Source organism: Devosia lucknowensis (genome assembly GCF_900177655.1).
GTDB lineage: Bacteria > Pseudomonadota > Alphaproteobacteria > Rhizobiales > Devosiaceae > Devosia > Devosia lucknowensis.
Genome location: NZ_FXWK01000001.1, coordinates 875749 through 896966 on the forward strand (window position 1 = coordinate 875749; position 21218 = coordinate 896966).

Annotated in this window: 19 protein-coding genes and 2 tRNA genes; 10 read left to right on the forward strand and 11 right to left on the reverse strand. The window is 63.1% G+C overall.

What is annotated here, in order from left to right:
- Window positions 1-2 precede the first annotated feature (2 nt).
- Together CCK88_RS04120 and CCK88_RS04125 are read left to right on the forward strand one after the other, a co-directional pair.
- A complete protein-coding gene (locus CCK88_RS04120; protein ID WP_086469250.1) occupies window positions 3-803 on the forward strand; it encodes an amino acid ABC transporter ATP-binding protein in 801 nt (266 codons plus the stop codon).
- A 90-nt stretch (window positions 804-893) separates the two neighbouring features.
- Window positions 894-1931, forward strand: coding sequence for a transporter substrate-binding domain-containing protein (locus CCK88_RS04125; RefSeq protein WP_170926345.1), 1038 nt, complete (start codon window positions 894-896; stop codon window positions 1929-1931).
- Between the two features lie 9 nt (window positions 1932-1940).
- Here the strand turns inward: CCK88_RS04125 and CCK88_RS04130 are convergent, their stop codons facing one another.
- Window positions 1941-2654 (reverse strand): alanyl-tRNA editing protein, encoded by a 714-nt coding sequence (locus CCK88_RS04130; protein WP_086469252.1) that lies wholly within the window; start codon window positions 2652-2654, stop codon window positions 1941-1943.
- Window positions 2655-2659: 5 nt separating this feature from the next.
- On the reverse strand, window positions 2660-4111 hold the full coding sequence (cls, locus tag CCK88_RS04135; RefSeq protein WP_244557422.1) for a cardiolipin synthase: 1452 nt from the start codon (window positions 4109-4111) through the stop codon (window positions 2660-2662).
- A gap of 73 nt (window positions 4112-4184) precedes the next feature.
- On the opposite strand from cls, the gene CCK88_RS04140 reads away from it, so the two are divergent.
- On the forward strand, window positions 4185-4676 hold the full coding sequence (locus tag CCK88_RS04140) for a hypothetical protein (protein ID WP_140048881.1): 492 nt from the start codon (window positions 4185-4187) through the stop codon (window positions 4674-4676).
- Window positions 4677-4718: 42 nt separating this feature from the next.
- On the opposite strand, the gene CCK88_RS04145 is transcribed toward CCK88_RS04140, so the two are convergent.
- From CCK88_RS04145 to CCK88_RS04180, 8 genes are all read right to left on the reverse strand, one after another.
- The gene (locus CCK88_RS04145; protein WP_086469254.1) at window positions 4719-5768 is read right to left on the reverse strand and encodes a cysteine synthase A; all 1050 of its coding nucleotides are present in this window, start codon (window positions 5766-5768) and stop codon (window positions 4719-4721) included.
- A 161-nt stretch (window positions 5769-5929) separates the two neighbouring features.
- Window positions 5930-7348, reverse strand: a complete 1419-nt coding sequence (locus CCK88_RS04150) for a cryptochrome/photolyase family protein (protein ID WP_244557423.1) — start codon at window positions 7346-7348, stop codon at window positions 5930-5932.
- A gap of 53 nt (window positions 7349-7401) precedes the next feature.
- The gene (locus CCK88_RS04155; protein ID WP_086469256.1) at window positions 7402-7854 is read right to left on the reverse strand and encodes an SRPBCC family protein; all 453 of its coding nucleotides are present in this window, start codon (window positions 7852-7854) and stop codon (window positions 7402-7404) included.
- On the reverse strand, window positions 7851-9071 hold the full coding sequence (locus CCK88_RS04160; RefSeq protein ID WP_086469257.1) for an MFS transporter: 1221 nt from the start codon (window positions 9069-9071) through the stop codon (window positions 7851-7853). The genes CCK88_RS04155 and CCK88_RS04160 overlap by 4 nt, the downstream gene beginning before the upstream one ends.
- 98 nt (window positions 9072-9169) lie before the next feature.
- Window positions 9170-9245 (reverse strand) — tRNA-Asn (locus CCK88_RS04165).
- 94 nt (window positions 9246-9339) lie between these two features.
- Complete coding sequence (gene mobA, locus CCK88_RS04170; RefSeq protein WP_086469258.1) at window positions 9340-9951, reverse strand: molybdenum cofactor guanylyltransferase; 612 nt, start codon at window positions 9949-9951, stop codon at window positions 9340-9342.
- Window positions 9948-11135, reverse strand: coding sequence for a benzoate/H(+) symporter BenE family transporter (locus tag CCK88_RS04175; RefSeq protein ID WP_086469259.1), 1188 nt, complete (start codon window positions 11133-11135; stop codon window positions 9948-9950). The genes mobA and CCK88_RS04175 overlap by 4 nt, the downstream gene beginning before the upstream one ends.
- 68 nt (window positions 11136-11203) lie before the next feature.
- Complete coding sequence (locus tag CCK88_RS04180) at window positions 11204-11416, reverse strand: hypothetical protein (protein WP_086469260.1); 213 nt, start codon at window positions 11414-11416, stop codon at window positions 11204-11206.
- Between the two features lie 126 nt (window positions 11417-11542).
- Between CCK88_RS04180 and CCK88_RS04185 the strand changes: the two genes are divergently transcribed.
- The 7 genes from CCK88_RS04185 (at window position 11543) to CCK88_RS04210 (ending at window position 19076) form a co-directional block, all read left to right on the forward strand.
- Window positions 11543-11616 (forward strand) — tRNA-Cys (locus tag CCK88_RS04185).
- Window positions 11617-11854: 238 nt separating this feature from the next.
- The gene (locus CCK88_RS18350; RefSeq protein ID WP_170926346.1) at window positions 11855-12013 is read left to right on the forward strand and encodes a hypothetical protein; all 159 of its coding nucleotides are present in this window, start codon (window positions 11855-11857) and stop codon (window positions 12011-12013) included.
- Window positions 12014-12114: 101 nt separating this feature from the next.
- Window positions 12115-12759: a protein-L-isoaspartate O-methyltransferase family protein gene (locus tag CCK88_RS04190; RefSeq protein WP_086469261.1), complete on the forward strand. Its 645-nt coding sequence runs from the start codon at window positions 12115-12117 to the stop codon at window positions 12757-12759.
- Between the two features lie 124 nt (window positions 12760-12883).
- The gene (locus CCK88_RS04195) at window positions 12884-14254 is read left to right on the forward strand and encodes a TolC family outer membrane protein (RefSeq protein WP_086469262.1); all 1371 of its coding nucleotides are present in this window, start codon (window positions 12884-12886) and stop codon (window positions 14252-14254) included.
- A 189-nt stretch (window positions 14255-14443) separates the two neighbouring features.
- On the forward strand, window positions 14444-15187 hold the full coding sequence (locus tag CCK88_RS18750) for a DUF2497 domain-containing protein (RefSeq protein ID WP_086469263.1): 744 nt from the start codon (window positions 14444-14446) through the stop codon (window positions 15185-15187).
- Between the two features lie 123 nt (window positions 15188-15310).
- On the forward strand, window positions 15311-18064 hold the full coding sequence (locus tag CCK88_RS04205) for a valine--tRNA ligase (RefSeq protein ID WP_086469264.1): 2754 nt from the start codon (window positions 15311-15313) through the stop codon (window positions 18062-18064).
- Window positions 18065-18068: 4 nt separating this feature from the next.
- Window positions 18069-19076, forward strand: a complete 1008-nt coding sequence (locus tag CCK88_RS04210; RefSeq protein ID WP_086469265.1) for a CorA family divalent cation transporter — start codon at window positions 18069-18071, stop codon at window positions 19074-19076.
- A 45-nt stretch (window positions 19077-19121) separates the two neighbouring features.
- Here the strand turns inward: CCK88_RS04210 and CCK88_RS04215 are convergent, their stop codons facing one another.
- Window positions 19122-20963, reverse strand: coding sequence for an ABC transporter ATP-binding protein (locus tag CCK88_RS04215; protein ID WP_086469266.1), 1842 nt, complete (start codon window positions 20961-20963; stop codon window positions 19122-19124).
- Between the last annotated feature and the right edge of the window lie 255 nt (window positions 20964-21218).

Sequence of the window (21218 nt, forward strand, 5' to 3'; positions counted from 1 at the left end):
CAATGTCTCAGGTTTCCGAAACCACCGTTGATCGCGAGATCGACACCAGCCATATGCAGGTCTCCAAGACCGACGTGGCCATCGACGTCATCAACATGCACAAGTGGTATGGTGACTTCCACGTCCTGCGCGACATCAACCTCAAGGTGATGAAGGGCGAGCGCATTGTCATCGCCGGGCCGTCCGGCTCCGGCAAGTCGACGCTCATCCGCTGCATCAACCGCCTCGAGGAGCATCAGGAAGGGCAGATCATCGTCAATGGGACGGAACTGACCGCCGACCTCAAGCGCATCGATGAGGTGCGCCGCGAAGTCGGCATGGTGTTCCAGCACTTCAATCTGTTCCCCCACCTGACCATTCTGCAGAACTTGACCCTGGCGCCCATCTGGGTGCGCGGCGTTCCCAAGGCAGAGGCCGAGACGACCGCCATGCACTACCTCGAACGGGTGAAAATCCCCGAGCAGGCGAACAAGTATCCGGGGCAGCTTTCCGGTGGCCAGCAGCAGCGTGTCGCCATTGCCCGGTCGCTCTGCATGCAGCCCCAGATCATGCTGTTCGACGAGCCGACGTCGGCGCTTGACCCTGAAATGGTCAAGGAAGTGCTCGAAGTCATGATCAGCCTTGCCGAGGACGGCATGACCATGATCTGCGTGACCCACGAAATGGGCTTCGCGCGTCAGGTCGCCAACCGCGTTATCTTCATGGATCAGGGCCAGATCATCGAGCAGAACGAGCCGGAAGCGTTCTTCTCCAACCCGCAGCATGAACGCACCAAGCTCTTCCTGAGCCAGATTCTGCACTGACCGGTCGAAAGGCCGTCCAAACAAATTAGCAGGGGGTCGAGCCGGTGTCGGCTTGACCCCTTTTTCATGGCTGCCAATATGGACGGCAGAATGGAAGTCTCGATTTTGCGCAATTTCATCAAGCCGGCCCTGCTTCTGGCTGCCAGCCTTTTCGGCCTGGCGGCACAGCCCAGCGCGGCTGCCACCATCGATGACGTGCGCGAGCGTGGCTTCCTGATCTGCGGTTCGTCCAATCCTCTGGCTGGCTTCGCCCAGCAGGATGTCGATGGTCGCTGGTCCGGTTTCGACGTGGATCTGTGCCGGGCTCTGGCAGCCTCGGTGTTCGGCAATCCAGACCTGATCGAATTCCGCTCCTACCGGGGCGAGGCCCGCTTCGCGCCCCTCCAGACCGAGGCGGTCGATGTGCTCATGCGCAATGGCGCCTGGACCACGGGCCGCGACACGCGCTACGGCGCGCAGTATGTGACCCCGGCATTCTTCGATGGGCAGGCCTTCCTGGTGCCTCAGTCCCTGGGTGTGGTCTCCGCCTACGAACTCGACAATATCAGCATCTGCGTCATCGATAGTGCAGGGGAACTCGACGCGCTCAACGAGTTCTTCTTTTCCAATCAGACCAGCTTCAGCAGCGTCGCCTATGAAGACGTCGCCGATCTCGCCACGGCCTATAGGGCAGGGCTCTGCCAGGCGATTTCGGCATCCGGCCGGCAGCTGCAGGCGATCCGCCGGGAACTCCCCGAACCCAACCTGCATCGCATTCTTCCCGAGCGCATCTCCAAGGAAGTTCTGGGTCCCGTCGTCCGCAACGACGACGACCAGTGGTTCAAGATCGTCCGTTGGACAATCTATGGGCTCATCAACGCTGAAGAGGTCGGCGTGACCAGTCTCAATATCGATTCCCTGTCTGCCGCCCGCACGCCGGCCGTGCGCCGCATTCTCGGCATCGAGGGCGATTTCGGTGTCGGTCTGGGTCTGCGCCCGACATTCCTTGCCGACGCCATCCGAGCCGTGGGCAATTATTCCGAGCTTTACGATCGCCATTTTGGCCCGCAGACGGGCGCGGCCATGCTGCGGGGACAGAATGCGCTCTGGGGCAACGGCGGCCTTCTCTACGCGCCCCCGGTGCGCTGACCGGCGCCGTCAGGCGAACAGCAGGTTGACGCGCCGGTTCTGCTTGCCCTTGTTCTCGATCTTTCCCATCGTCAGCCGGCCGATCTCGCCGGTCCGCGCCACATGGGTCCCACCGCACGGTTGCAGGTCGACATCGCCGATCCGCACCAGCCGCACCCGGCCCTGGCCCATCGGCGGCTTCACCTTCATGGTTTTGATCAGGTCTGCCTTGGCCTCCATTTCGGCATCCGTGATCCACTCTGTGGTCACCGCATGATCGGCGTCCACCATGGCGTTGAGATGCCGCTCGATGGCGTCGAGATTACCGGGAAGGTCGGGCATGTCGAAATCCAGGCGCCCCTTGTCCTCGCCGATCGACCCACCGGTCACCGGAAAGGGAAGCGCGACCGAAAGCAGGTGCAGCGCCGTATGCATGCGCATCAGCCGGTAGCGACGATCCCAGTCGATTTCCGCCGTCACCGTCTCACCGGCATGCGGTAGCGGCTGTCCGTCCGCCGGAACATGGACGATCGTTGTCTTGTCGCCGCCGGGATGAATGGCTCCGGCGATCACGATGGCGCTGCCATCCGGCCTGACCAACCGCCCGCTGTCGCCTGGCTGCCCGCCCGACGTCGCATAGAAGACCGTGCGATCGAGCAGGATATGGCCGTCGTCGGTCACGCCGAGCACCGTGGATGCGGTTGTCCGGGCATAGGGGTCGTCGCGAAATACGAATTCGGTCATGGAACTCACAGAACGGGGGACATCAGGCGCGCGGCCTGTGTTGCAAGATAAAGCGGCCACGGGCGCGTGCTGATCTCGGATTTGCTGACCTGGCGGCAGGCCTCGAAATCGGAGAGCAGCATGGCCTCGACCTCGGAGATCGTCGTGTCGTCGGTGAACCAGAGCGTCACTTCGAAATTGATGGCGAATGACCGGTTGTCGAAATTGACGCTGCCGACCGTCGCCATTTCGTCATCCATCAGCACCACTTTCTGGTGCAGGAAGCCGTCCGTATAGCGATAGACGCCGATATCATGCGCCACCATGTTGTCGGCATGGGCGATACTGGCCAGCCAGACCGTCATGTGGTCCCGCTTGTCCGGCAGCATGATCCGAACGTCCACGCCGCGCAGGCGGGCCGCGAACAGCGCCGTGCGGATGTCGGTGTCGGGGACGAAATAGGGGCTGGCGATCCACAGCCGGTGCCGCGCCCGGCCGATGAGGTCGGTATAGGCGATCGCGCATTCTTCCAGCTTGTCGGCCGGCCCGCTGCCCATCACCAGCACCGAATTGTCACCGAATGTTTCGAGGTCCGCCGGCGGCCGGTTGGGCAGGCTTTCACCCGTCGCCCATTCCCAGTCCTCGCGGAACAGCAGCGCGCAGCCCAGGGCCGCCGGGCCCGAAACGCGCACATGGGTATCGCGCCAATGGCCAAGGCGCGGATCTTCGCCGAGATATTCGACGCCCACATTGTGGCCGCCGACCCAGGCATGCTTGCCATCGGCCACCACGATCTTGCGGTGGTTGCGGTAGTTGATGCGCGTCGCCCCGAACAGCCTGAGGAACTTGTGCCGGCGATTGAAGCTCGAAACCTTGACGCCCGCATCGCGCAACTCCTTGCGATAGCGCTTGGGCATGCCGGTGCTGCCGATATCGTCATAGAGCAGGTAGACGGCAACGCCCGTCTGGGCCTTGGCGATCAGCCGCCGCGCCATTTCGCTGCCCAGCCGGTCGTCGCGCACGATGTAGAACTGCACAAGCAGATATTCCTGCGCCGCCTCGATCCCGGCAAAGATCGAGTCGAACGTCGCTTCGCCGTCGATCAGCAGCTCCACCGCATTCCCCTTGAGGAACGGCAGTTCCGAGACATGCACCTGTACCGGCCATTTGGCATCGGTTTCCCGATCCACCAGCGCCAGGTCCTTGGCGCGCAGCGGCCTGTCGGCGCGGCCGTTCTGCACGCGGTCCGTCGCATAGTCGTCGAACAGCTTCCACCCGAACACCAGGTACAGCAGCACGGTCGGGATCGGCAGCAGCACGAGGGAGAGCAGCCAGGCAATGGAGCCTTGAGATGTCCGGGAATTGAGGATTTCCCGAACGGCGCAGACCAGCGCCAGAGCGTAGATGCCACCCATGATGAGGGCGACCAGATGCAAGTCCGCCACGATGGCGCGCAGGATATCGTCAATGCCGAACAATTCTGTCTCGCAGACAAGGAGGTGACGCACTGTATCAGCCAAACCTTACCGGGCAACCTTGACTGATGCGCTCGTGCGCGTACTCTTCCATCAGGCCTCGTGCAGCCTGCCGCTCGCCCCGTATGGGATGGTGAATGCGCGAAATCAGATCGGTTTGATCCCTTTTGCGGGCAGCCGGTTCGGCACCATGGCGCAGGTCATCGATGCTGATCCCTATCGGGACACGGCCATCCGCATCGCCTGCCAGTTGTCGTCCGAAGCCGTCGAGGGCAAGGCCACCATGTGGGTGCGCATCGACGATGGGCAGGGCAAGCGACTGCGGTTCGAAAATCTGCTGGAGCGTCCGGGCGTCGCCATCGACGGCACCCGCGACTGGACCGGCTTCGCCATCACTCTGGACGTGCCCCGAGCGGCCGAAAGCATCTATTTCGGCTTCCTGCTCAGCGGCCGGGGCCTCGTCCGGGCCAGGAACTTCACCGTCGACGCCGTCGATGCACGCGAAGCCCAGCCCCGCTCTGGGACACACCGGTTCGAGCGTCCCACAAACCTCGATTTCCGCGGCTGAGCCAGGCCGATATTGCCGGCACCTGCCGGCAATATCACCGCGTTACGCCGGATCGGCTTCCATGACGCTCGCAATGTCGATCGGCGTGCGGCCGTCCATCCAGGGCGGAACCGGAAGGTTCTTGCCGCGCAGGAAATCGGGGTTGAAGATCTTGCTGGCATAGCGGTTGCCATAGTCACACAGCACCGTGACGATGGTCTTGCCCGGTCCCATGTCCCGCGCCATCCGCACGGCGCCGGCAATGTTGATCGCGCTCGATCCGCCCAGGCACAGGCCTTCGTGCTCCAGCAGGTCGTAGATATAGGGCAGGGCCTCCGCATCCGGGATCCGGTACGGCAGGTCCACCGTGAGCCCTTCGAGGTTGGCGGTGATCCGTCCCTGGCCGATGCCCTCGGTGATGGAATCGCCCGATGATTTCAGCTCGCCATTGGCAAAATACTCGTAGAGCGCAGCGCCTTCCGGATCGGCAAGGCCGATCTTGATATCGGGGTTGCGGGAACGCAGCGCCTCGGCGACCCCGGCCAGGGTGCCGCCCGAACCCACCGCGCAGATGAAGCCGTCGATCCGGCCATTGGTCTGCTGCCAGATTTCCGGTCCCGTCGTTTCCACATGGGCGCGGCGGTTCGAGACATTGTCGAACTGGTTGGCCCAGACCGCGCCGTTGGGAAGCTCTGCATTGAGCTTTTCGGCCAGCCGGCCCGACACCTTGATGTAATTGTTGGGGTTGCGGTACGGCTTGGCCGGCACCTCGATCAGCTCGGCGCCATAGAGGCGCAGCGCGTCCTTCTTTTCCTGGCTCTGCGTTTCGGGGATGACGATCACCGACTTGAAACCGAGCGAATTGGCGACCAGCGTGAGGCCAATGCCGGTATTGCCCGCCGTGCCCTCGACGATCGTGCCGCCCGGCTTCAGCTTGCCCGACTTCACCGCGTCGTGGATGATGAACAGCGCCGCGCGATCCTTGACCGATTGCCCGGGATTGAGAAACTCCGCCTTGCCCCAGATCTCGCAGCCGGTCAGCGTCGAAACGCGATTGAGACGGATCAGCGGCGTATTGCCGATGGCGGAGATGAGGTCTTCGTGCTTGGCCATGGGATCTATTTCTGGGAGGAAGGTGGCGCAAGCCTAAGGGTCTGGCCATGCCTGGGCAAGCGATAAGCAACGGAGGCGGCAGGGCTTTTCGTAATTGGCCCTCACCACGCAAGACGCCATCGCAATGTTTGCCCTGCAGGGAACGGTTTTGCGCCCACCGGTCAGTCCGCTGCCTGCGCCGAGACGGCCCCATAGGCATCCAGCGCGCGTTGCCGCGTTTGCTTGAGATCGGCTATCGGGCGGGGATATGTCGAGCCGATGGCAATGTCGGCCTTGGCCAAAATGTCTTGCGGCGCATCGGCTGGCGCATGGATGAACTTGTCGGGCAGCGCCGCGATCTCGGGCACCCAGCGACGCACGAAGTCCCCGCTGCCATCGAACCGTTCGCCTTGCGTTACCGGATTGAAGATGCGGAAATAGGGCGCCGCATCGAGCCCGCACCCGGCCACCCACTGCCAGCTTGCCGGATTGTTGGCTTCGTCGGCATCCACGAGACAATCCCAGAACCAGCGTTCACCCTCGCGCCAGTCGATCAGGAGGTTCTTGGTCAGGAATGAGGCCACCAGCATGCGCACGCGGTTGTGCATGTAGCCGGTTTCCCAGAGTTCACGGAGGCCCGCGTCGACGATGGGAATGCCGGTCTTGCCTTTTTCCCAGGCCCGCAGTTGCGCCGGCGCGTGCCGCCACCGGAGGCTGCTATATTTCTCCTGCATCGGGATCTCGGCGATGTTCGGCCGATGATAGAGCTGGTGATAGCTGAAGTCCCGCCAGGCCAGCTCGGACAGGAACTTGTCGACAGGGCCCGCCTTGCTGTGGTGCGCGTGAAGGAAAGCCTGTGCCGTATGCCAGATTTGGCGGGGACTGATTTCCCCGAACCGCAGGTGCGGGGAGAGGCGCGACGTCACGTCCTTGGCAGGAAAGTCGCGCCCCTCCGGATAATCGACGACGCTTTCGTCGAGAAACGTGGTTAGCCGCTCCTGCGCCGCCGTTTCGCCGATTGACCAGTACTGCCCGAGCTTGCCGGCCCAGTGCGGCTCTTCGTAGTCGGCATCCACCGGGCGAAAACGGCTGGACTTTCCCTTGGGGGCGGGAAGCGGCGCCGCGATGTCCATCGTGCGCAGGTTTTTCCAGAACGGCGTGAACACCGAATACGGTTTGTCCTGCCCGGTCTGGATAAGCCAGGGTTCGATCAGGACATTGCCGGGCATGGATTCGACGCTGAAGCCGTCGGACTTCAAAGCCTGCTTGATCCCCGCATCCAGTTCCCGTTCCGCCGGCCCGTACCTGCGGTTCCAGTAGACCGTCTCGGCGTCATGACCCTTGAGGGCCGCGCGAAGCACGGCTTCAGGCTTGCCCGCATGCACCTCGAGCGTCACGCCGATCTCGGCCAGATCGCGCGCAATGCTCTCAAGACTTTGGTGCAGCCACCAGCGCGCCGCAGCGCCGATCGGCCTCAGGCCTGGCGCTTCCTCGTGAACATAGAGCGCCACCACTTTCTGATGGTTCTTGGCGGCGGCATGGAGTGCGGGATTATCGGCCAGTCGAAGGTCGTTGCGGAGCCAAACCAGGGCAGTGGACAAGCGAACCTCCATTCGTTCCGGACACTACGGTCCGAAGCGTCTGCCGGATCAGCCTATTCCATCAATTCGGCCAGCTCTTCCAGTGCCGCGCTCCACGCCTCCATGGAGAAAATTCGCGTCTGCGCATCCGCATGCGGAAGTCCCCGCTCCGTCAGCGTGATGGTTGTGCTGTCTTCGCCCACGGCTTTGAAGGCAATGTCGAGCACGAAGATCAGTTCGCTGTCCTCGTCGTCATCCTTGTGGATCCACGACAGCACCAGCCGTTCGTCCTCGACGAAGGTCAGCACCTCGCCGCTCACTTCGTGGTCGGTCTCGTCATCGTCTTCCGCAAAGGTCACGAACCGGTACTGCCCGCCCTCGAAGGCGTCGAACTCGGCCTCGTCGGCCTCCCACTGCTCGATCAGCGCCGGATCGGTCCACGCCGCGAACACGTCCGACACATGGGCGCCGATTGTCCGGGTCAGGGTGATCTGGCTTTCCGGGTCGATATCCATGCCGTGCGTCATGCGGGCTTCCTTTCGGGGTGCAGTTCTGCGGTCTTGGGTAGAAGGATGGTGAGGATACCCAGCGCTGGCAGGAAGGCGCAAATCTGGAACACCGGGATGATCCCGATCCAGTCGGCCAGGCCACCCATTATTGCGGCGCCGAGTGCGCCGATACCGAAGGCAAAGCCGAAGACGAAGCCGGCAATCATGCCCACTTTGCCCGGCACCAGTTCCTGCGCATAGACCACCATGGCCGAGAACGCCGACGACAGGATCAAGCCGACCATGATGCTCATGACGCATGTCCAGAAGAGGTCGAGATAGGGCAGGGCGAGCGTAAACGGCAGGGATCCGAGAATGGATACCCAGATCACGGCCAGCCGCCCGTAGCGGTCACCCACGGGACCGCCGATAAAGGTGCCGGCAGCCACGGCGCCGAGGAAGGCGAAGAGATAATACTGCGCCTCCTGGGCGGAGAGCGCGAATTTGTCCATCAGGAAGAAGGCGTAATAGCTCTTGAGCCCTTCGATATAGATGAACTTGCTGAGCAGCAGCGCGCCGATCACGGCAAAGGCAACGATGAGGCGGTCGCGTGACAGCGCCGGCTTGGTAACGGCCGGCCTTGGCCGCGACGCGGCCTGGCGCTGATGTTCGGCATACCAGCGTCCTACATAGCTGAGGACCGCAATGCCGAATGCCGCCACGATCAGGAACCAGAAAATGCTGGTCTGGCCCATGGGCAGAAGAATCAGTGCCGCGGCCAGGGGACCGAGAGCCGTCCCGGCATTGCCCCCGACCTGGAACAGCGACTGTGCGAATCCCAGCCTGCCGCCCGAGGCCAACCGGGACACGCGCGATGCCTCGGGATGGAAAAGGGCCGAGCCCGTGCCCACCACAACCGCCGCCAGGAACAGCATCCAGAAACCGCTGGCAGCCGCCAGCAAGGCCGTGCCCGCGGTAACGATCGTCATCGACAATGCCAGCCAGTAGGGCTTGGGCTTGAGGTCGCCGGAAAGGCCGAACACCGGCTGCAGCAGGCAGGCGGTGATCTGCTGACCCAGGGTCAGCATCCCGATCTGGAAATAGCTGAGCCCGTAATTCTCCTTGAGCAGCGGATACAGCGCCGGCAGCAGGAATTGCAGGAGGTCGTTGAGCAGGTGCGCCCCGCTCACGCAAAGGATGATGGACAGGGCGGTACGCTGCGCATCCGGCGCAGGTGCAGCAGAATTCGTGGTCATGGAAATCGCTTGGAAAAACGGGTTCGCCCGTGGTCCTACGCCACGCGCCGCGCAAGAGCAATCGCTCGCGCACACCAATCAGGAATTTTGGAGGGAAATGGCTCCGCGAGCTGGACTCGAACCAGCGACCATTCGATTAACAGTCGAACGCTCTACCAACTGAGCTATCGCGGAACACTTTCGTGCGCCCTCTTGCGAAGGCGAGGTCCGTGTACCCAAACTGATCCGGTTTGCCAAGCCCCCATTGCAAGCTCATGTGAATAACTTGTCATTTGCCTTGAGCCTGGGCCCGCCGCGCCAGGGAGACGAGGTCTTCCAATGTGTTGAGATTGGCGAAGGGGTCTTCCCGGTGTGTGTCGGACCAATCGACCTCCACCGAATCCAGCGTGCCGAGCAACGCCTTGGGGCTCTTCGGCACCACTCCCCGCCGCGCCCGGGCAGGGAGGTCGGCAATACCAGACAGGCGCCATACGGCATTGGTCGGATAGATGGTCCCGCACCAGGCAGCATGGGCGGCGCTGGCGCGATCGCCCACGGCATCGATAAGCCGCCGTGCGAAATCATCGGGCAGGAACGGCGTATCGACTGCCACGGTGATGATCAGGTCATCGGGGTCGGCGTTACCGAGTCGGTCCACCGCGGCAATCAGGCCGGCAAGCGGTCCGCCAATGGGCAGGTCGAGATCGGGCATTGCGACGCAGTCGTGGCGCGACAACTGCCCCATCGCCGCAGTGGACACCATGATCGGCGTCCCGAAATCGGGAAGCTGCGCAATGACCCGGTCGAGGAGCGATGTACCGCCGAAGCGGATCAGGTCCTTGCGAACTTGTCCCAGCCGGCTGCCCTGGCCCCCTGCGAGAACGAGTGCGTGCACCGTCATGCTGGTGCGCGCGACCGCAACAGCAGCAACAGGGCGATCCCGCCCACCAGGCCCCAGAACGGCGCACCGACGCCCACGATGGTGATCCCTGAAGCCGTGGTCACGAAAGTAAGGATCGCAGGCAGTCGCGTCTCCTCCACCGCAAGCGCCGCCGCCAGTGCGGTTGCGAGGCTCGAAAACAGCGCCAGTCCTGCGACGGCCTGGATCAGCAGGGGCGGTGAGGCGGCGATGAAGGCGGCGGCGACGCTCGCCGTCAGCCCGAAGGCGAGGTACGTGAATCCCGCTGCGACGGGTGCGGGCCAGCGATGCTGTTTGTCCGGATGCGCCTCGGGCCCCGCGCAGATCGCCGCGGTTATGGCGGCGAGGTTGCTGGTCGGGCCGCCGAAAAATGCCGCCGCGCCGCTCGCAAGGCCCGTCAGCACGAAGATTGGCGATGGCTTGAGCGTGTAGCCGTTGCTCTGCATGACGGCGATTCCCGGCAGGTTCTGCGAGGCCATGGTGACGATATAGAGGGGCAGGGCGATGCGGATGATGCTGTCCAGCGTGAATACGGGCAGCACCGGCACCAGCGTCGGCCACGCCCCATCGAACGTGCCTGCGGGCAGGTGCGTCGTGGTCGCCAGCACCACCGCCGTCGCAACCACCGCCAGCGGCACGGCATAGCGCCGGAAGAACCGCAGCCCCAGTCCCCAGGCGAGGAGGATCGGAATCGTATGCCAGGGCATCTCGGCCACTGCCTGCATCGGCGCCAGGCACAGTGTGAGAAGCATGCCCGCCAGCATCGCATTGGCGATCACGGCGGGGATGGCCGCTATCGCCCGCCCCAGCGGCGCGATCAGGCCGGTGAGTACGATCAGCGCCGCGCACACCAGCAGCGCGCCGGCAACCGCCGGAAACCCGCCTGCCGGCTCGCCCACCGTCAGCAGGAACGCCATGCCCGGCGTGCTCCATGCAAAGCTCACCGGCGTCCTGACCCGCCAGGCAACGACGACATTGAGGATCCCGATCGCGATGCAGACCGCAAAGAGCCCGGAGCCGGCCTGTTGCGGACTGGCGCCCGCCGCGGCCAGTGCGGCGAGGACAAGGGTAAAGGTGCTGGCCGAGCCGACGACCGCGGCGAGGATTCCGGCGAAGATGGGTTGCGCATGATCGATGCGTTTCACCCCGATGGCGTCCTCGGACATGGCGATTCCCTGGTCGAATTGTCCCGGAAGCTAGTCCGAAGCCCGGTCCGGCGCCACTGGGCTCGGCACTATCCGCGCTTGCCCGAGGGGCTGGGTCGTTTGAACTGATCGGTCAGCGCCAGCAGCACCACCATATGGAGGCGCTCCGGCGTATTGGGCGGCTTGAGGCATTTGACCCGCGACGACACGGTATATCGCGCCCCGTCGCGCTCGCCGGTCGCGGTATAGATCAGGTATTTGCTCGCCTCGTCATAGTATGACGAGGTGACCTTGAACTGCATGCTGGCCTCGTGTCGGCGCCAACCGTAATTTTGAGCTTCCCGGGGCGCTGGCGGGCGGAAAATACACCGCTCGGTAATCAGCCTATTGCATAAGGGATTGCCGTCCAATAGGTACTGGCGCCCAGAGGCCGCGTGGCGGAGTGGTTACGCAGCGGATTGCAAATCCGTGTACTCCGGTTCAATTCCGGACGCGGCCTCCAACTTTCCCCTTTTTTCGAAATGCCCTGAGACCGGTCGCTCCTGTCGCCGAAAATAATTCGCGCGCCCTCGGGAACCAACCCTGTTGCCGCCCGTTGTTATGATATCGGAACGCGATTGCAACATATCGAAGACCGATAAAAAGAGCCCCGAAGGCGCGTAGCCTCCGGGGCTTCTTTGTTTTCCCGACGGTGGAACGCAAACCGTCCCCTGGGATTAGCCCCTCGACAGGAGGCCGACATGACCAAGCCCAGCAAGCCTGCGCCCGCCCAGACTGCTCCCGGCACGCAGAAGGACGACAATATCGACGACATGGGCCGCCGCCCGGACGGATCCGAGCAGGATCAGCCCGTCAATGGCAGCGACGGCAAGCCCGTCGACGACAAGCCCGCGCGCTGAACCCGGCGCAATAATGTCGCGGCATCGCTGACCCTGTTGCCTTCGCCGTGGCGAGGGCATATTCACGTCCGGCATATGTAAGAGCCGGACAGGCGACGCCGATGAACGATTTTTCGCATGCCCGCAAGGTCATGGTCGACAACCAGATTGCCACGAGTTCCGTGACCAGTCCGCGGTTGCTGACCGTGCTCGGCCGCATCCCGCGCGAAAACTTCGTGCCGGCCGAGAAAATACCGCTCGCCTACAGCGATGCGCATATTCCGCTCGGCAATGCCCGCTTTCTCCCAGCACCCGCGACCTTCGCCCGGCTCTTGCAACTGGCCGGTATCGAGGCCGCCGACCGCGTGCTCGATTACTGCCCTGGAACGGGATACTCCACCGCAGTCCTGTCCCAGCTGGCGGATGAGGTCGTGGCGGTCGAACCCGATCATGCTCTGGCGGAAGCCACTCGCCGAAATCTGGCCGCCTTTGCTGCGGACAACGTCGCCGTCACCGAATCCCTCCCGCCACGCGATGTTAAGGGGTTCGATGTCATTCTCCTCGAAGGCGCCGTCGAGCGGGTTCCCGAGGGTCTTGTCGACTGCCTGGCGCCCGGTGGGCGTCTGGTCTGCCTCCTGCGACATGGGCCGGTGGGCACGGCAATGGTCTTGCGGCAAACGCCCAGGGGTGTCGTCGAGGAGTCGTCGTTCAATGCCACGCTCCCGGTGATCTCGGGTGAACCGGCTGCGGAGAAATTCGTATTCTAGGAGGCTGTTGCGTTCCGGCCACGTTCGGGCAGGACCTGCGGCTTAAATTTTGTTAGGGATTGCCTGGGTCGGTTGTGTACCCCATCTGCCGGGCATTAGAGTGCCGGGGTCTGGAGGCTGGTCTATGATGTATCGCGGAGTTCTCAAGGCGAGTGCGCTCGCCATGATGTTGGCCTGGTCTGCCACTGGTGGTGCGCATGCCCAGTCCATCACCCAGGCGCTCACCGCCGCCTATGATCACGCTCCCGATCTCCAGTCCGCTCTGCTGGCCGCCAAGGCCCAATCCGAAGGCATCGTCCAGGCCAAGGCCGGAGCGCTGCCCACCATCGGCGCACAGATCGCGGGCACCAACGGTACCAGCCTCGTCGGCGGCAACTGGAACGGCAGTTCGTCGCTGACCGCGGGCCTATCCTACAACCAGACGATTTTCGACAACAACAGCACGGCCGCTCAGGTCGAACTGGCTCGGGCACAGGCCGAGGTGGCCGAATACCAGATCCGCAGCACCGAGCAGGAAGTCTTCTACAACGTCATACAGGCCTACATGGCGGTCTTGAGCGGCCGGGAATTGCTGTCCCTCCGTCAGGACAACGTCACCTTCTTCCAGGCCCAGTTCCAGTCGGCCAACGACCGTCTCGAAGTGGGTGAAGGCACCCGCATCGACGTCGCCCAGGCCCAGGCCCGTCTGGCGCAGGGACAGGCCGGTCTGCAGGCCGCTTCCGGCACGCTGCAGTCCAGCGAGGCAACGTTCCAGCGCCTTGTCGGTCAGCGCCCGCAAAACCTGTCGACCAGCCACGCCTACGCAAATCTCATCCCGCGCTCCATCGACGCCGCCATTTCGGAAGCCGAGATGGGCCATCCTGCCATCCTGCTGTCCAAGGCCGGCATTCGTGCCGCTCAGGCCGGCAGCGACGTCGCCGATGCCTCCTATTTCGGTGCCACGGCCAGTGTCACCGGACAGGTGGGCTCGAGCTGGACGGGTCCATCAGGTGCACCCGGCCGCGACGGTATTTCGGCCTCCATGGGCTTCAACATCACTGTCCCGATCTATTCTGGTGGTCGCATGGGGTCCGCTGTGCGGCAGGCCAATCTCAATCAGATCAAGTCCGAGGTCGACGCCATGTCCGCCTACGACCAGATCCGCGAGGCGGTCATTGCCGCCTGGACCGGCATCCAGAGTGCCGACGCACAGATCAGTGCTGCCCAGGCGGCCGTCTCCGCCAGCAATACGGCGCTCGATGGCGTGATCCAGGAACGCGATCTGGGCGCCGCCACCACCCTTGACGTGCTCAACGCGCAGGCCGACCTGATCAGTGCCCGCGAAACCCTGATCAATGCCTCGAGCAACAAGACGATCGCGACCTTTGCGCTGCTGAGCGCAATGGGCCGCCTGACGGCCCAGGATCTCGGTCTGGCCGTCGAGGTCAAGACGGCCGTGCCCTACACCCAGGCGGTCGAGGATGTCTGGCAGGAACTGCGCACCGTCGCCGAGTGATCGGTGACGGCGGCATAACCAAATCTTGTGGCCGGGTCGCTCCCGGCCACAACTTTTCGTGGAAGACCGCAAGTTACGGCATCGGGACGATTCCTAAGTCCTGCCCTTGCTATTAAGCTGTTCGTTACGAATCAGGGATTGGTGCCTGCGGATGCCATTCTCAGTCGGGCGCGTGAGTAAGAGGCACTGATGAACAAGCCGGCACCCAAAGAACCGTCCATGGATGAGATCCTGTCGTCCATTCGACAGATCATCGCCGATGATGACGCTGCCGGCGCGCCGCGCCGCCCGTCCGTCCAGGCAGCGCCTCCGCCGATGCAGGCGGCCCCCGCGCGCGCTTTGAGCGATCACGACGACCGCGACCTGAGCGACATGCTCGACGACATCGAGCCGCTGGCCCTGTCCCCCTCGCAGATCGTCGAAAGCGACGATGACGTCGGTGGGTTCAGCTTCGATTCCATTCTCGCCGATACCGAAACGGATGCCGGTGAGCCCACGCTCGTGGAAGCCGAGGACGTGGCCTTCGAGGTCGAGGACGATCTGCCAAGCTTTGATCCTGCGCCCGCACGCGAAGCCATTGTTCAGCCGATCCGCGCACCCGAGCCCGAGCCAGTGGCCTTTGCGATGCCGGACCCGGAACCCGAGCCGCAGCCGCAGCCGCAGATGAGCGCTGCCGCCGCCGCGCCGCTGCCCGATCCGACGCTGACCTCTGATATCGCCGAGCAATTGCTCGAGCCTGCCACCCGCGCCGCAGTCCGCGGCTCCATCGGCAAGCTCAGCGCTCTCGGCATCGGCAATCCGGGCCTCACCATCGAAGCCATGATGCGCGATATGCTGCGCCCCATGCTAAAGGAGTGGCTGGACGAAAACCTGCCCGCCGTTGTCGAGCGTATGGTGGAAAAGGAAATCGCCCGCGTTTCGCGCGGCGAGTAAGCCACGGCATCGGCTGGCTAAGGCCTGTTGACCCCGCACCCCGCATTTGCTTGAAGACTTCCAACCTGTTTCCGGCCCGCCAGGATCGTCCTTGGCGGGTCGCTGCTGTTCGCGAGTGATCCGATGCTTGAAAAGACCTATGAACCAGCCGCCGTCGAGAACCGCATCTACGATGCGTGGCTCGATGCCAAGGCCTTTGCGGCCGGGGCAGGGGCCAAGCCGGGTGCCGAAACCTTCACCATCGTCATTCCGCCGCCCAACGTCACCGGTTCGCTCCATATCGGGCACGCGCTCAACAACACCATCCAGGACATCCTGGTCCGCTTCAACCGCATGCTCAAGAAGGACGTGCTCTGGCAGCCCGGTACCGACCATGCCGGTATCGCAACTCAGATGATCGTCGAGCGCCAGCTTGCCGAAAAGCAGCTCAACCGCCGCGACATGGGCCGCGACGCCTTCATCGAGCGCGTCTGGGAGTGGAAAGCCGAGAGCGGCGGCACGATCATGAACCAGCTCAAGCGTCTCGGCGCGTCGGCTGACTTCTCGCGTGAGCGTTTCACCATGGGTGAGCGCGGCCAGCCTGATGACCAGATGGTCCGTGCCGTCACCAAGGTCTTTGTCGAGCTGCATAAGCGCGGGCTCATCTATCGCGCCAAACGCCTCGTCAACTGGCACCCGGGCCTCGAAACCGCCATCTCCGATCTCGAAGTTGAGAATATCGAGGTCAAGGGCCACATGTGGCACCTGCGCTATCCGCTGGCGGATGGCGTAACCTACCAGTTCCCGGTCAAGGACGAAGACGGCAACGTCACGGGCCACGAAGTCAGGGACTATGTGATCGTCGCGACCACCCGCCCGGAAACCATGCTGGGCGACGTGGCCGTTGCCGTTCACCCCGAGGACGAGCGCTATCAGCCCCTGATCGGCAAGTTCATCGAACTGCCGCTGGTCGGGCGCCGCATTCCCATCGTCGCCGACGAATATGCCGATCCCGCGCTGGGCACCGGTGCCGTGAAGATCACGCCGGCCCACGATTTCAATGACTTTGAAGTCGGCGCGCGCGCTGGCGTCGAGCCCATCAACGTTTTCACCACGCGCGGCGCCATTATCGACGCCGATTTCGTGCCGGCCAAGTATCGCGGCATGGATCGCTTCGATGCGCGTAAAGCCATCGTTGCCGATCTTGCGGCCCTCGCCGAAGAAAACCCGATCCGCGGCCTCGATCATATCGAAGACAAGAAGATCATGGTGCCGCATGACGAGAAGAGCAAACTCGTCGTCATCGAACCGTTCCTGACCGACCAGTGGTGGGTGAAGGCCGACGTACTGGCCGAGCCGGCGCTCAAGTCGGTCCGCGAAGGCCGCACCAGGTTCGTGCCGCAGCAATACGAGAACACCTATTTCGCCTGGCTCGAAAACATCAAGCCGTGGTGCATTTCCCGCCAGCTTTGGTGGGGACACCAGATTCCGGCATGGTACGGCCCCGACAACGAGGCCTTTGTCGCCTACGACGAGGCAGAGGCGCGCGCAGCGGCCGAAAAGCACTATGGCAAGCCGGTAGAACTGACCCGCGACCCAGACGTGCTCGACACCTGGTTCTCCTCCGCCCTGTGGCCCTTCTCCACCCTGGGCTGGCCGGACGAGACCGCCGAGCTCAAGCGCTACTATCCCACGCAGGTTCTCGTCACCGGCTTCGACATCATCTTCTTCTGGGTCGCCCGCATGATGATGATGGGCCTCGAATTCCTCGACGAAGAGCCCTTCCACACCGTCTACATGCATGCCCTGGTCCGTGACGAAAAGGGCCAGAAGATGAGCAAGACCAAGGGCAATGTCATCGACCCCTTGAAGCTCGTCGACGAATACGGCGCCGACGCCACCCGGTTCACCCTGACCGCCATGGCGGCACAGGGCCGCGATCTGAAACTCGCCATTTCGCGCGTCGAAGGCTATCGCAACTTCGTCACCAAGCTCTGGAACGCCGCTCGTTTCCTCGAGATGAACGAATGCCGCCGGGTTGAAGGCTACGACCCCAAGGCCAACACGCTGCCGCTCAACCGCTGGATCGTCGGCGCAACCGCTCGCGCGGTGTCTTCGGTTCGCGCTGGGATCGAGGACTACAAGTTCAACGAAGCGGCCAATGCCGCCTACGACTTTGTCTGGGGCACCTTCTGCGATTGGTACGTCGAGTTTGCCAAGCCCGTGTTCAACGGATCGGATGAGGCCGCCAAGGTCGAGACGCGCGCGACCGCGGCCTGGGCGCTAGACCAGATTCTGGTCATGCTTCATCCGATGATGCCCTTCGTCACCGAGGAGCTTTGGGCCGAAACGGGCAAGTTCGGTCCGGCGCGCGAGAGCATGCTCATTACGACCGAATGGCCTGATCTCTCTGGCCTCGAAGATGCCTCGGCCGACTCCGAACTGGCCTGGCTCGTCGACGTCATCTCCAACATTCGCTCCGTGCGCGCCGAAATGAATGTGCCCGCCAGCGCCAAGTTGCAGCTGGTCGTGTCAGGGGCAGGGGAGGAAACCCTGCGTCGGCTCGTCTCCGGCACCTCGCTGATCTCCCGCCTGGCCAGGCTCGAGGAAATAACGCCTCAGAACGAAGTACCCGGTGAGTCCGCACAATTTGTCCTCGGTGACTCGACCTTCGCGCTGCCGCTTGCCGGCGTGATCGATCTCGCTGCCGAAAAGGCTCGCCTTGAAAAGGAAGTGGGCAAGCTGGACGGAGAAATCTCGCAAGTGGACAAGAAGCTCGGCAACGAGCAGTTCGTCTCCAAGGCGCCCGAAGAGGTGATCGAGGAGCAGAAGTCCCGGCGCGAGGCGGCTGCCGAGCGTCGCGAGAAGATACTCGAAGCCCTCAAGCGTCTGAGCTGACAAAATGAGCGACGCCCCGAAAGTCCCCAATGAACGTGCCATGCAGAATGGCCTGGTCGGGGGCGGGGCGGTCCTCATCTTCGATGGCAAGGGTGGCATGCGGCGGCATGAGCCGGGCGAAGGTCACCCCACCGTTCCGCCGGGCGGCTTCAAGCTGGTCGTGGGCAATTCCAAGGGGCCAGAATTCAAGCTCTGGCTCAAGACCGAGCTTGGCGACTACAATTCCAGCCTTGTCACCGCCCCGACCTCCCGCAGCCGTTGCTCGGTGATGGACGATCGCGCGCTGGTCGTGCTGCGCGTCGTGCGGCCGGGCGCAGCCCCGCACGATCTGGGACGGCAATTCCTCACGATCTGGATCGAGCGCAGCCGCGTCATCATCGCCTCCGAGCTCAACATCCTCGACTTCCTGGGATTGGCCAAGGTGGAGCAGGCTGAACATGCGCCCATTACGCCGGCCGATCTCATCTCCCGCCTCGCGCTCCGGGCCTCGGATCGTCTGGAGCCGCTGATCGAAATGCTCGGTGACCGGCTGGACGAGATCGAGGAAAGCCTCATCACCCAGCGCACCGACAAGGCCCAGGACAATCTGGAACAGCTTCGCCGCACGCTGATCAATTTCCGTCGGCTGGTGTGGCCGCAGCGCGACGCACTCTCGACCCTCGAAGTAGAGGACCTCTCCTTTTTCTCCGACCGCGATCGCCTGCGCCTGCGCGAATCGTCCATGCGCACCGCCCGCATCGGCGATGAACTGCAGGCCCTGTCCGAGCGCGCCGTCCTGGTGCACGAAGAAATCATCGACGACCGCGCCGAACAGATGAACAAGGCCATGCTTGTCCTTGCCGCGGTGACCGTTATTTTCTCGCCGTTGACCCTGTTGACCGGATTGCTCGGCATGAATGTCTCCGGCATTCCGTTCGCCGAAAGTCCGGGGGCATTCTGGGTGGTTTGCGTCTTCGCCCTTGCGATCGGGATCGGAGCCCTCTGGCTGATGCGGCGGCGGCACTGGCTTTAGCGCCGCCGCCCGGTCAAATGCTAGCCATTCGCTAGCGAAGTCGCTTCATATGCTGGCCTGGACACTATGAAGCGCGGAATAAACGCCACCTTTTGCCATTAAAGTATCGTGGTTTCCGTCCTCCACGATGCCGTTTTTGCCCAGCACCAGGATGCGATCGGCATGGCGAACGGTGGACAAGCGATGCGCGATGACGAGGGTCGTCCTGCCCTTCGACAATCCCACCAGGGCCTGCTGCACGGCGCGTTCGCTTTCATTGTCGAGGGCGCTGGTTGCCTCGTCGAAGATCAGGATTGGCGGGTTCTTGAGAAACGCTCTGGCGATGGTCAGTCGCTGCTTCTGCCCGCCTGACAACTTCACCCCGCGCTGCCCGATATCGGTGTCGTAACCCATTGCCAGGGCTGTGATAAAATCATGCGCATTGGCGGCCTTCGCGGCAGCGATGAGCTCTTCTTCAGACGCACCGGGACGGCCATAAAGCAGGTTTTCTCGGACCGTTCCGGCAAACAGGTAGACGTCCTGCTGCACGACGCCGATCTTGCTTCGCAGCGATGCCAGAGTAACGTTGCGCACATCGATGCCGTCCACGCACACGCTGCCGTCAGCCACGTCGTAGAACCGTGGAATGAGGCTGCACAGCGTACTCTTGCCCACCCCCGACGGTCCGACCAGTGCCACGAATTCACCCGGCTCGACGCTAAGTGACAGATCTTCGAGGATATTTGGCCCGTCCGTCTCGTACCGGAACCGTACACCACGGAAATCGATGCGCCCTTCTACATTGCCGAGAGGCACGGCATTGGGCCGGTCGGCGATTTCCGGCCGTTCCTCCAGCAGCTCCATCGCGCGGGTAAAGCCCGTATACCCCTCCTGCCAGAGCCGGATGAAATTGTCGAAGCGCTTGATAGGGTCCAGCAGCACCCCCACGCACAGCAGCAGCGTCAGCAGATCCGCGGCTGTCAGATCATTGCTGAGGATGCGGATGGCGCCGCCGACGATCACGACGATCGTCACCAGTTGTCCGAAGCCCTCCATGCCGCTCCACAGCAAAGCTTCGCTGCGATATCCATCTTTCCGGCTCATGAGGAAACGCTGGTTTTCGCCCGCAAAGCGGCGGATTTCATCGGCCTCGTTCGCAAACGACTGGACGACACGGATGCCTCCGAGCGCGTCCTCCACCTTCTCGTTGACATTGGCGATGCGCTCTTTGCTCACCCGCAGCGCCAGGCTCATGCGACGGTTGAAGTGCAATGCGTAACCACATGCAAACGGGATAAGAACTGCTATGGCCACTGCGATCAATGGATCCACGAGGGCGATGACCGTCAACGCCCCGAAGAACTTGAGCCCGGCAATGGTCAGGTCTTCGGGTGCATGATGAAACAGTTCGCCGAGCCACAGGGAATCGTTGCTGATGCGGCTCATCAGCTGCCCGGTGCGCTGCCGATCGTAAAAGCTGAAGCTCAGGCCTTGGCAATGCTCGAACAGGTCCTGCCGAACCTGGGCCTCGATCTTGGCCCCCATGGCGTGGCCCTGGTAGTCGACGAAGTAGGTCGCGAGCGCCTGCACCAGGAATACGCCGACCATGAGACCGCCAATCAGCAGCAACTGCCAGATGGCATCGGGGGCGGTCCGAAGGTCCGCCAGCCTGCTTACGATGAGGTTGGTCATCAGCGGTAGCGCGAGTGCCGCAGCGGCGACCAGCATGGCGCACAACAAGACGGCCGCCAAAAGCGGAAGGTGGGGTCGATAATAAGACACGAAGCGCCGGGAGTGGGCGCGCCGGATTTCTGGAGCGATGGCGCCGCTATCGGCGCGCACGAACAGATGTTTGAGGAAGCTATGGCGTGGAGCGCGCTGCTCCTCGACGGGAGAAGGTGAAGACATGAACGGTTCTGTCCTGAATGAAGGTTTGTGCTTTTTCGTTGGACAGAAGGGTTTTCATCTCGAACTCCCGCATTGCGTGGAGGCCGACTATGGTCCCCCGCCTCACCGGAGGCAATGCCGAAGCCCGCGCGCGGCCGGGGATGTGACGATTCGGCAACAAAGGGTCGGATTCAGATCGACTCCCTCAACCATCAACGGTTTGGCGATGTTTCCCGCCACAATCTGACCCTAAAGCAGGTTGCATGGCATTCGGGG

Bases quoted from the DNA above. Each gene is read 5' to 3' on its own strand.
- CCK88_RS04120 (WP_086469250.1), top strand. From the start codon at position 3: ATGTCTCAGGTTTCCGAAACCACCGTTGATCGCGAGATCGACACCAGC.
- CCK88_RS04155 (WP_086469256.1), bottom strand. From the start codon at position 7,854: ATGACGCACGGCATGGATATCGACCCGGAAAGCCAGATCACCCTGACC.
- CCK88_RS04160 (WP_086469257.1), bottom strand. From the start codon at position 9,071: ATGACCACGAATTCTGCTGCACCTGCGCCGGATGCGCAGCGTACCGCC.
- CCK88_RS04210 (WP_086469265.1), top strand. From the start codon at position 18,069: ATGAGCGACGCCCCGAAAGTCCCCAATGAACGTGCCATGCAGAATGGC.
- CCK88_RS04215 (WP_086469266.1), bottom strand. From the start codon at position 20,963: ATGTCTTCACCTTCTCCCGTCGAGGAGCAGCGCGCTCCACGCCATAGC.
- CCK88_RS04125 (WP_170926345.1), top strand. From the start codon at position 894: ATGGAAGTCTCGATTTTGCGCAATTTCATCAAGCCGGCCCTGCTTCTG.
- CCK88_RS04130 (WP_086469252.1), bottom strand. From the start codon at position 2,654: ATGACCGAATTCGTATTTCGCGACGACCCCTATGCCCGGACAACCGCA.
- CCK88_RS04175 (WP_086469259.1), bottom strand. From the start codon at position 11,135: ATGTCCGAGGACGCCATCGGGGTGAAACGCATCGATCATGCGCAACCC.
- CCK88_RS18750 (WP_086469263.1), top strand. From the start codon at position 14,444: ATGAACAAGCCGGCACCCAAAGAACCGTCCATGGATGAGATCCTGTCG.
- mobA (WP_086469258.1), bottom strand. From the start codon at position 9,951: ATGACGGTGCACGCACTCGTTCTCGCAGGGGGCCAGGGCAGCCGGCTG.
- CCK88_RS04205 (WP_086469264.1), top strand. From the start codon at position 15,311: ATGCTTGAAAAGACCTATGAACCAGCCGCCGTCGAGAACCGCATCTAC.
- CCK88_RS18350 (WP_170926346.1), top strand. From the start codon at position 11,855: ATGACCAAGCCCAGCAAGCCTGCGCCCGCCCAGACTGCTCCCGGCACG.
- CCK88_RS04190 (WP_086469261.1), top strand. From the start codon at position 12,115: ATGAACGATTTTTCGCATGCCCGCAAGGTCATGGTCGACAACCAGATT.
- CCK88_RS04195 (WP_086469262.1), top strand. From the start codon at position 12,884: ATGATGTATCGCGGAGTTCTCAAGGCGAGTGCGCTCGCCATGATGTTG.
- CCK88_RS04180 (WP_086469260.1), bottom strand. From the start codon at position 11,416: ATGCAGTTCAAGGTCACCTCGTCATACTATGACGAGGCGAGCAAATAC.
- CCK88_RS04145 (WP_086469254.1), bottom strand. From the start codon at position 5,768: ATGGCCAAGCACGAAGACCTCATCTCCGCCATCGGCAATACGCCGCTG.